The 9,588-nt window shown below is 72.5% G+C and carries 10 protein-coding genes; 5 read left to right on the plus strand and 5 right to left on the minus strand.

The features are described from left to right. Positions 1 to 5: 5 nt before the first annotated feature. From ACWGIG_RS32950 to ACWGIG_RS32960, 3 genes are read right to left on the minus strand one after another with little or no spacing between them, the layout of a single operon-like run. Positions 6 to 479 (minus strand): VOC family protein, encoded by a 474-nt coding sequence (locus ACWGIG_RS32950; RefSeq protein ID WP_453325360.1) that lies wholly within the window; start codon positions 477 to 479, stop codon positions 6 to 8. A 5-nt stretch (positions 480 to 484) separates the two neighbouring features. Continuing rightward, complete coding sequence (locus tag ACWGIG_RS32955) at positions 485 to 910, minus strand: helix-turn-helix transcriptional regulator (protein WP_453325361.1); 426 nt, start codon at positions 908 to 910, stop codon at positions 485 to 487. A gap of 47 nt (positions 911 to 957) precedes the next feature. Further along, positions 958 to 1,578, minus strand: a complete 621-nt coding sequence (locus ACWGIG_RS32960) for a CGNR zinc finger domain-containing protein (protein ID WP_453325362.1) — start codon at positions 1,576 to 1,578, stop codon at positions 958 to 960. Positions 1,579 to 1,707: 129 nt separating this feature from the next. Between ACWGIG_RS32960 and ACWGIG_RS32965 the strand changes: the two genes are divergently transcribed. Further along, positions 1,708 to 2,457, plus strand: a complete 750-nt coding sequence (locus ACWGIG_RS32965) for a metallophosphoesterase (RefSeq protein WP_453325363.1) — start codon at positions 1,708 to 1,710, stop codon at positions 2,455 to 2,457. Here the strand turns inward: ACWGIG_RS32965 and ACWGIG_RS32970 are convergent. Beyond that, positions 2,454 to 3,407 (minus strand): AraC family transcriptional regulator, encoded by a 954-nt coding sequence (locus ACWGIG_RS32970; RefSeq protein WP_453325364.1) that lies wholly within the window; start codon positions 3,405 to 3,407, stop codon positions 2,454 to 2,456. The two genes, ACWGIG_RS32965 and ACWGIG_RS32970, sit on opposite strands and share 4 nt — an antisense overlap. A gap of 100 nt (positions 3,408 to 3,507) precedes the next feature. On the opposite strand from ACWGIG_RS32970, the gene ACWGIG_RS32975 reads away from it, so the two are divergent. Beyond that, positions 3,508 to 4,431 carry an MBL fold metallo-hydrolase gene (locus ACWGIG_RS32975; RefSeq protein WP_453325365.1) on the plus strand — a complete coding sequence of 308 codons (924 nt, stop codon included), beginning with the start codon at positions 3,508 to 3,510 and terminating at the stop codon, positions 4,429 to 4,431. 874 nt (positions 4,432 to 5,305) lie between these two features. On the opposite strand, the gene ACWGIG_RS32980 is transcribed toward ACWGIG_RS32975, so the two are convergent. After that, entirely contained in the window at positions 5,306 to 6,628 is a 1,323-nt protein-coding gene (locus ACWGIG_RS32980; protein ID WP_453325366.1) for a hypothetical protein, read from the minus strand. A gap of 146 nt (positions 6,629 to 6,774) precedes the next feature. On the opposite strand from ACWGIG_RS32980, the gene ACWGIG_RS32985 reads away from it, so the two are divergent. From ACWGIG_RS32985 to ACWGIG_RS32995, 3 genes are read left to right on the plus strand one after another with little or no spacing between them, the layout of a single operon-like run. Next, the gene (locus ACWGIG_RS32985; protein WP_453325367.1) at positions 6,775 to 7,458 is read left to right on the plus strand and encodes an O-methyltransferase; all 684 of its coding nucleotides are present in this window, start codon (positions 6,775 to 6,777) and stop codon (positions 7,456 to 7,458) included. An 18-nt stretch (positions 7,459 to 7,476) separates the two neighbouring features. Then, a complete protein-coding gene (locus tag ACWGIG_RS32990) occupies positions 7,477 to 9,012 on the plus strand; it encodes an FAD-dependent monooxygenase (protein ID WP_453325368.1) in 1,536 nt (511 codons plus the stop codon). Positions 9,013 to 9,030: 18 nt separating this feature from the next. Continuing rightward, positions 9,031 to 9,474, plus strand: coding sequence for a hypothetical protein (locus ACWGIG_RS32995; protein ID WP_453325369.1), 444 nt, complete (start codon positions 9,031 to 9,033; stop codon positions 9,472 to 9,474). The last annotated feature ends 114 nt before the right edge of the window (positions 9,475 to 9,588 follow it).

Raw genomic sequence — 9,588 nt, forward strand, 5'->3', positions numbered from 1 at the left:
GCCTACTACTGGCGGGGCTGGGCGAAGCGCACCATGTTCCCGGCGGGGTCGCGGAACGCGCAGTCACGGACGCCGTAGTGCTGGTCGACCGGCTCCTGGAGCACTTCGCCGCCCGCCTTGCTGATCCGCTCGAAGGTCGCGTCGAGGTCGTCGGTCGCGAAGATGACGCCGCGCAGCAGGCCCTTCGCCATGAGCTCGGTCACCGCCTGGCGGTCGGCCTGCGAGGCGTTCGGGTCCGCGAGCGGCGGTTCCAGGACGATGTTCACGTCCGGCTGCGCGGGCGATCCGAGGGTCACCCAGCGCATCGACTCGTACCCGACGTCGTTGCGCACCTCAAGACCGAGGGCGTCCCGGTAGAAGGTGAGCGCCTTGTCGTGGTCGTCGACGGCGATGAAGCACTGCGAGAGGCGGATGCCCGACTGGTTGATGTCCGAGTGGTGGGAGTCCGACTGGCTGGTGTTCGTGCGGTTGGTTTCCATGGGTCTCACGCTAGGGGCGGGGGACCCGATCCGGCTTCTCCGTTCCTGACCGGTCGCGAGTGGATCTTGGAGATGCAGGCGGGGACGGCGGCGCCGTCGTCATGGCTGCGGGCCCGGTACGCGCTCGGGCTCTCGCCGACCAGCTCCGTGAACCGCGAGCTGAACGACCCCAGCGACGTACAGCCGACTGCGAAGCAGACGTCCGTCACCGACAGGTCGCCCCGCCGGAGCAGCGCCTTGGCCCGCTCGATCCGGCGCGTCATCAGATAGCTGTACGGCGTCTCCCCGAAGGCGGCGCGGAAGCTGCGGGAGAAGTGGCCCGCCGACATGAGTGCGTCGCGCGCCAGCGCGGGAACATCGAGCGGCTCCGCGTAGTCGCGGTCCATCCGGTCACGGGCCCGGCGCAGCCGGACGAGGTCCTCCAGGTTCACGCCCTCACCATCGCACAGCACCGGACGCCCCGGGGCAATGGAGGGAGTTACTCCGTGCCGTGCTGCCGGTCGTAGTGGCGGGCCACCCGGGCGCGGTTTCCGCAGGAGGGCTTGCACCACTCCTGGCGTCCGTGGCGCTTGAGGTAGTAGCGCACGCAGCGGGGGGCGGTGCAGGCGCGCAGCCGGTCGCGTTCGGGCCCGGTGAGGAAGTCGATGGCGGCACGGGCCACGCCCGCGGTGAGCCGTACGAGGGGGTCGTGCTCCGCCGTCAGCAGCCGGGTGGTGGGGAACTCGCCGTCCGCCCAGGCGAGTTGAGGAGCGATGGGCTCCTGTGCCGCAGCGGTGTTCAGGCGCGCCAGGGCCTGCTCCACGGGGAGCAGTCGGCCGGCGTCCGCCGGGCTGGGCGGCGCAGGGCTCACCGCCTGTGCGAACAGGGCCCGTACGGCCTGGCGCAGTGCGACCAGCTCGCTCCGTACCGCCGTCATGGACCCTTCTACGGGCCCTTCGGCGGTGAACTCCGCGGAGTCCAGGCAGAGTTCCGTCAGCAGTTCGCCCTGTGCGCGGATCCAGCACTGTGCGCCCCGCTCGTCGGCCAGGTCGTCGGTCACGCCGCCGTTCCCGTCGTGCCGGATCGTGCTCGCCAGCTCCAATGCCAAGTACCGCTCCACTGCGCGCCCTTCACTCGTGTGCGTACCCCTTGAGTATGCCCGGCAGATGATCTACGGTCCCTAATGCTAAACGAGTGGTTTTCCATTAGGAAGTATTCATCAGGAAGCATTGTGGAGAGGACCCGCACGATGACCACCTTGCTCGCCCAGATCAGCGACCTGCACCTGGACGGCAGCGCACGTGCCACCGAACGCGCCGTCCGCGTCATGGACCACCTGCGCGCGCTGCCGCAGCCGGTCGACGCCGTCCTGGTCACCGGGGACATCGCCGACCACGGCGACATCGCCGAGTACGAGGAGGCGGCCCGCATCCTCGACGCCCCGTTCCCGGTGCTGGTGTGCCCCGGCAACCACGACGTACGGGCGGCCTACCGCAAGGGCCTCTCCGTGTCCGACGGTGCGGCCGACGGCGCCCCCGTCAATCAGGCGCACCACATCAACGGCACCGCGATCCTCATGTGCGACGCCACCGTCCCCGGCCGGGACGAGGGCCGCCTCGACGCCGGAACGCTGCGCTGGATCGCCGCCACCCTCGACGCCCTGCCCCGCGAGACCCCCGCGCTCCTCGCCTTCCACCAGCCGCCCGTCGCGCTCCACCACCCGCTCCCGGACTCCTGCCGACTCGAAGACCCGGACGACCTGGCGACCCTGCTCGCCGCGTACCCCCAGGTCGTGGCCGTCCTCACCGGCCACGCCCACACCGCCGCCGCCTCCACCTTCGCGGGCCGCCCGCTCGTCGTGGGACCCGCCGTGACGTGGACCCTGCGGATGCCCTGGGAGGGGGAGCCGGTGGCGGACCGCGAGCAGCCGCCGGGCCTCGCCTTCCATGTCCTGGACGACGGGCACCGGTTGACGACCCACTACCGCGTGGTGCTCTAGCCCGCGGTTCCGGTCCTCCGGTACTGGCCGGGCGTGACGCCGAATTCGCGGCTGAAGGCGTGCGAGAGCGCGTACGGAGTGCCGTAGCCGACGCGACGGGCGACGGTGGCCAGCGGGTCCGGGGTGTCGCGGAGCAGGGTGGCGGCGAACGTCAGGCGCCACCAGGTCAGGTACGCCATCGGCGGGCGGCCGACCAGGGCCGTGAAGCGGCGGGCCAGGGTGGCGCGGGAGACGCCCGCCTCGGCGGCCAGGCGGTCGTTGGTCCACGGGGCGGCCGGGTCGGAGTGCAGCGCCCGCAGGGCGGCGGACGCCACCGGGTCGCCCAGTACGGCGGGCCAGGTGCCGTTCGTGTCCTGGGCCGCCCAGGAGCGGATCATGTAGACGAGGAGGAGGTCGAGCAGGCTGGGCACCACGAGGCAGGAGCCGGGGCCCTGGGTGCCGAGCTCGTGGCCCAACAGGTCGACGGCGGCGCGCAGTTCGGGGTGGGCGCCCACTCTGTTCGGCAGGTGGACGACCTCCGGCAGTTCCGCCATCAGGGGGTGTACGCGACTGCGGTCGAGCTGGTACTTGCCGCACAGCACCTGCACCTGCTCCTGCCCCTGCTCGTGCCTCTGTACCTGCACCTCGCCGGACGCGGCCGGGGGCAGGTGCGGGCCGGTCCCGTCGAGCCAGCGCTCGAACGGCACCGCCTGCTCCACGGTCGCCGCATCGGCGGGGGCGTCGGCCATCACATGTCCCGTGCCGTGCGGCAGCAGCACCACGTCACCCGCGCCGAGCGAGAGCGGCGGGCCGCCTTCGGGCAGCAGCCAGCAGCTTCCCTCCAGCACCACGTGGAACCCCGCACCGTCGTACGGGGCCAGCCGCGTGCACCAGCTCCCGCTCACCCGCACCCGGTTCGACGACGGACGCCCGATGCGTACCGCCGATACCGCGTCGCTCACCACGTCCATCGGGCGAGGATACCCATGGCGTCAATGATGAGACGGACGCGTATCGGATTGAGCAGAACAGGCATTGAGCAGCTCATTCGCTCTTCCTAGAGTCGAGGGAATGAAGAGCGAAAGCACACAGAGCATCTGGTTCGGCGATGTCGAGGTCGTCCGAGTCGTCGAGTGGCAGGGGCCGTTCGCACCCGCACGCAGCCTGGTTCCGGACGCGGACGCCGAGCTGTGGCAGGGCAACGAGGAGTGGCTGGCGCCCCATCACTGGGAGCCCGAGGGCGACCGGGCGGCGGGAGCGGTGCAGAGCTGGGTGCTGCGCAGCTCCGGAAAGACCGTCCTGGTCGACACCGGGGTGGGGATGGGGCGCGAGCGGCCGGGGTCGCCGATGTTCCACCACTGGCAGGGCGATCTCCTGGGCGGGCTGGCCCGGGCCGGCATCCGGCCGGAGGACGTCGACGTCGTCGTCAACACCCATGTCCACGGTGATCACGTCGGTGGGAACACCGTGGGTACGGACGGCGGGTGGGAGCCGGCGTTCCCCCACGCCCAGTACCTCATTCCGGCCGCCGACGACTTCCACTTCGGCCCGGCCAACGGGTACGGGGCCGGCCGCCGGTCGGACGACCGGCTGATCCACGAGGACAGCATCGCGCCCGTCCACCGGGCCGGGCAGAGCGTCCTGTGGGACGGCACCCACCGCATCGACGAGCACCTCACTCTGGAGTCCGCGCCGGGCCACACACCAGGCTCCTCCGTACTGCGGCTCGCCTCCGGGGGCGACCGGGCGGTCTTCGTCGGCGACCTCCTGCACAGCCCGGTGCAGATCCTCGCCCCTTCCTGCAACAGCTGCTTCTGCCTGGATGCGGAGCAAGCGGTGGCCAGCCGTCGCCGGATCCTCGAACGAGCAGCAGCGGAGCGGGAGTTGGTGGTCCCCGCGCACTTCGGCGGGGCGGGCGCCGTGGAAGTCCGGCAGGAGGGCGGCGGATTCACCCTCGGCCGGTGGGCGGCCCACGGCGGCGTACCGGCCGCATGAGGCAGAGACGTACCAGGCCGCATGAGGCAGAGGCCGTACCGGCCGCATGAGGGCAGTGGCGTACCGCGGGCCCCCGCGTACCGGCCCCCCGCGAGGCGTTGGCGGGGCGCACAGGGGCATGTGCCCGTTCCCGGTGCGGACTTGCGCGCTCGCGCCGGGCCGCCCGTGCGCTTGCGCGCCCGCTCGGCCGCCCTTGGCGCCAGGAAGGGCCGGCACTGCAATGAGTCGGGCGTACGAACCCGAGAGAGGGGCACAGAAGTGATCAACACGTCCGAGACCCTGGCCGTACAGACGATCGAGGGCTTCCTCACCCCTGACGAGACCGCCCAGGTCACCAAGATCGTCGACGACCACCTGGCCGTCACCGGCTGGGTTCCCGTCCGGCCCAGCGAGGGCCTCGCGCCGCCCGACGCCGTGCAGGAGATCCTGTCGGGCGCGATCGACCGGGCGATGCCCGTCATCCGCCGGGCCTTCCCGTCCGCCGACTCCGTCGCCCCGTGGCTGTACCACGACCTCAAACCCGGAGACAGGATCCGCTCGCACGTCCACGGCATGGGAGACCCGCAGGAGCGGCCGATCCGGCTGGGCCGGGTGGTGTTCAACCTTCAAGAAGCCGAAAGCGGCGGGGAGTTCTACCTCGACACCAGCGCGTGCGAGGACCTGTGGACCGACCGGCTGACCGAGGCCGACGACGTGTTCGAGTCCGGCACCCGGCTGGTGCACGAGATCACCGCCCGGTCGGGGCCGGTCTCCCTCGACGCCATCGCCGCCACGCGCTGGGTCTGCCGTCCGCCGGCCGGCACCACCCTGGTGTACGGGGCGCAGCTGATCCACGGTGTCACACCGGTGACCGCGGGCCGGGCCCGCAAGCTCATCACCGATCTGTGTGCCGGGTCGGGTGTGCGGACCCAGGCGTCGCCGCACTCGGGTCCTGCGCAGTTGCCGCACTCGGGTCCTGCGCAGTCGCCGCACTCGGGCCCCGCGCAGTCTCCGCACTGAGCGCCGCCAGGCCCCGCTCAAGCCCGGCGAGGGCGGAACCGACGGGCAGCAGCAGGGTTCCGGCGGGCAGCCGGCCCAGCCACTCGCGTACGTCCTGGGCGTGGGCGGGCGTCACCCCGAGCACCGCGCGGTGGACTCCGGAGGTGTGCGGACCGGGGTAGCCGGGGTTGGCGGTGAAGGCCGACAGGGTCGTGCCGGCCGGGGGCGGCGGCAGCGTCGTGCCGTTCGGCACCGGCACCTCCAGTGCGGCGCGGACGGCGCCGGTCCGCTCCGGCAGCCGCCCGTGCAGCACGGCCTGTGCGTGGGCGAGGTGCGGATCGGTGCCCGTGCTGGTCCAGCTCATGTTGGACACGCCGCCGAACCGCCCGTTGATCTCGATCAGGTGGAGCCGCCCGTCGCGGGTGACCGCGAAGTCCAGCTGCCAGGGCCCCACCGGGCGGGACGTCTCGGCGATGTCCCGGACCAGGGCGCTCAGCGCGCGCCTGGCAGGGCCGGGGAGGAGGGCGGGCTGCACGCGGGCCCGCCGTCCCGGGGCGCAGTCGCCGTCGAGGGTCCCGAGCGAGGCGACGGGCCACCGGACGGTGCCGGTGGGGAGGGTGAGCAGTTCGACGGCGAATTCCTCGCCCTGGAGGGCCTGTTGGAGCAGTACGGGGTACGTGAGGGAGCTACGGAGGGAGGCGCTGAGGGCAGAGAGCCGGGAGGGCTCGCGGACGAAGTACCGGCCTGCGAAGGACTCGCTGCGTGCTTCCTTCACCAGCAGGGGGAAGCCCACCCGCCGGGCGGCCTCGCCGAGTTGCCCGGGGCGCTCGCACACCACTGCGGCCGGTACGGGCCAGCCGCGCCGGGCCGCCTCCCGGTGCAGTGCCACCTTGTCGCAGGCCAGGGTGGCGAAGGCCTCGGAGTGCACCGGCATCCGCCCGTAACCGACGCAGCGGCCGACCCGGGCGTACAGCGCGAGCAGTTGTTCCTGGCCGGGGGACGACATGCCGGCCACCACGGTGTCCGCCCGGTGTGCGTCGATGAGTACGCGCAGGGCCTCTCCCGTCAGTTCCTTCGGCAGCGGTGCGCAGGTCACCCGGGGGTCCAGGAAGCCCGTGAGGTCGGCGAAGCCCAGAACCGTCACCTGCGCACCGGACCGCAGGAGAGGAGGCACGAGCCGGTCCGCCCGGAATTCGCCCAGTACCAGCACGCGTCTCACGGCTCCTCCAGTCCCTCGTCCGGGCTCGGCGCCCCGGCGGCGCCCGGCCCGCCGTATGCCCGTTCCGCCGTACGTCTGCTGTTGCTGTGCGCCCGTTCCGTTGCACGCCCGTACGTACGTACCCAACGACGACAAGGAGCACCCGGGTGACCGAAGCCCTGCACGACAACTTCAAGGCCGTTGCGCTCACCCGTGAGCTGTACGACTACCTGGTGCGCCAGTGCGAACCCCAGACACCGGTCCAGCAGTGGCTCGTGGCGCAGACGTGCGCCCTGGGCCCGCCGGCCGTCATGCGGGTGCCGCACGAGCAGGCCACCCTGCTGACCCTGCTCGCACGTCTCGTGGACGCGCGGAAGATCGTCGAGGTGGGCACCTTCACCGGCTGTTCCACCCTGGCGCTGGCGACCGGACTGCGCCCCGGTGGAACCGTCCTCACCTGCGACACCTCCGAGGAGTGGACCTCCATCGCCCGAACCGCCTGGAAGGAGGCGGGGGTCGAGGACCGCATCGACCTCCGGATCGGTCCCGCACTGGAGACCGTGACGGCCCTTCCGGCACGGGACGACATCGACCTGGTCTTCCTGGACGCCGACAAGCCCCACTACTGCCAGTACTGGGACCTCCTCGTGCCCCGGCTGCGGCCCGGCGGACTGCTGATCGCCGACAACGTGCTCCAGCAGGGGCAGGTCCATCTCCCGCACGCCATCGGAAACGTCCGCGCCGTACGCGAGTTCAACGCCCATGTGCGGGCGGACGCGCGCGTCGAGTCCGTGATGCTGCCGGTGGCCGACGGCCTGACCATCGCCCGCAAACGGTCCGAGACCGTGTAGAACGAGAGGCAGGCACAGGTGGAACCAGAGACCGAGGTGCTCGTGGTCGGAGCCGGCCCCACCGGCCTGCTGCTCGCGGCCGAGCTCGCGCTCGCCGGAGTACGGACCGACGTCGTCGAACGCCGTACCCGTCCGCAGCGGAACTCGCGCGCACTCAACCTGCATCCGCGCAGCCTGGAGCTGCTGGACCAACGCGGCCTGGCCGACCGGTTCCTGGCGGCCGGCCGCACCGTGCCCGGCTGGCAGTTCGCCGCGACCCTGCGGACCCCCCTCGACTTCTCCTCGCTCGACTCCCCGCAGCCGTACGCCCTGCTCCTCGCCCAGTCGCGTACCGAAGCGCTGCTGGAGGAGCGGGCCCGGGAGCTCGGGGTCCGTATCCACCGGGGACACGAGGTGACCGCGCTGCAGCAGAAGGACGACAGCGTCGAGGTGGAACTGCGGGGTCCGACCGGACCTGCCACGGTCAGGGCCGGCTACGTGGCAGGCTGCGACGGCGCCCGCAGCACCGTCCGCCGCGCCGCCGGCATCGCCTTCCCCGGCACCGACGAGTCGTTCACCGCCCTGGTGGGCGACTTCGCCATCGCCGACCACGCCGACCTGGACCGTGCCAGGGAGCACGGCGTCCTCGTCTCCCGGCTGGAACCCGGCCTGACCCGATTCGTCGTCATGGACCCCGAGCGCATGCGGGTCCCCTCCGCCACACCGGTCACCCTCAGCGAGTTCCGCACCGCGCTCCTGGGCGTGTGCGGCACCGACTGCGGCATCGGGAACCCGACCTGGCTCTCCCGCTTCGGCAACGCCACCCGGCTCGCCGAGCGCTACCGCTCCGGCCGGCTCCTGCTCGGCGGCGACTCCGCGCGCATCCACTTCCCCGTCGGCGCCCAAGGGCTCAACACCGGCCTCCAGGACGCGATGAACCTCGGCTGGAAACTGGCCGCGTGCGTCCGCGAGCGGGCGGCCCCCGGCCTGCTCGACACCTACGACGCCGAACGCCGCCCGGTCGGCCGGGCCGTCACCGAACGCACCGAGGCCCAGACGCTCCTGGTCGAACTGCCACTGGTCGCCCGATACCGGCGCCCCGCGAAGCTGCTGTGCGAACTGTTCGACACGCTTCTCGGCCTTCCGGAAGCCAAGCGCCTCCTCGCCGGGCACCTCTCCGCACTCGACACCGCCTACCCGCCCGCCGCTCCCACCGCGCACCCGATGACCGGCCGGCGCATGCCCGACCTCCCGCTCATCCTCCCGGACGGACGCCGGACCCGGACCTACGAACTGCTCCACGACGGACGGTTCGTACTGCTCCAACTGGCAGGCCCAAAGGGCCACTTCACCGCCCCGGAGCACGTCACGGCGGTGAGCGCACGGCCTGCGGACCCCGGTCCCGCCTTCGCCGCCTTCGCCGACATCGCCGAAGTCCTCGTCCGGCCCGACGGACACATCGCCTGGGCGACCGACACCACCGACCCCCATGGGCTCCGTACGCTCCGCGCCCCACGGGAATGCGCCATGAGGAATTGGATCCGGGAACACGCGACAGGCACTTCAGGTATCTGATCGCATACGCTTCGTGCCGTGCGGGCGGGGACGGGTCATCCGGGTTCCCGGGCAGCGCTGTGCCGGCTGGTGCTGGTGACGGTGCTGGCCGCGCTGCTGCATGTGCTGGGCTGCGCCCACGGCCCGCAGCCGGCCGGCCTGGAGCGGACCGACACGCTGACCGCCGTCGCGCCCACCGCTTCCGAGCGGGCGGTCGCCCCGGTCCGGAGTGCGGGGGAGCCGACTCCGGCCGCTCCCGGTTACGGCAGCGGGGCGCCGCAGTGCGCGGACGAGGACGAACCCGCCACCGCGGGTCCCCAGGTGACCGTGCCCGCACACCCCCTGAACGCCGCCGCACGAGTGCCGAGGACAGACGGCCGGGAGCCGGTCCCCGGCCGGGCGCCCCGGTGCGGCCGAGAAGGCGGACACAGCGGACAGGAGCACGGCCGGGTGCGTGCCGTGCTGGGGATCTGGCGGACCTGACCGGGCCGCGCCGCCGAGGGAGTACGCCCGTGAGGTGCGCGTTCCCGAGTGGCGGCGGCACCGGCTGACCTCCGTCCTCGAACTACCGGCCCGCCCCGGTGCGCAGGCGCACCC

This window comes from Streptomyces sp. NPDC054863, assembly GCF_053610825.1.

Excerpts from the sequence above, each read along its gene's own strand:
- ACWGIG_RS32950 (WP_453325360.1), bottom strand. The coding sequence starts at position 479 with ATGGAAACCAACCGCACGAACACCAGCCAGTCGGACTCCCACCACTCG.
- ACWGIG_RS32965 (WP_453325363.1), top strand. The coding sequence starts at position 1,708 with ATGACCACCTTGCTCGCCCAGATCAGCGACCTGCACCTGGACGGCAGC.
- ACWGIG_RS32970 (WP_453325364.1), bottom strand. The coding sequence starts at position 3,407 with ATGGACGTGGTGAGCGACGCGGTATCGGCGGTACGCATCGGGCGTCCG.
- ACWGIG_RS32975 (WP_453325365.1), top strand. The coding sequence starts at position 3,508 with ATGAAGAGCGAAAGCACACAGAGCATCTGGTTCGGCGATGTCGAGGTC.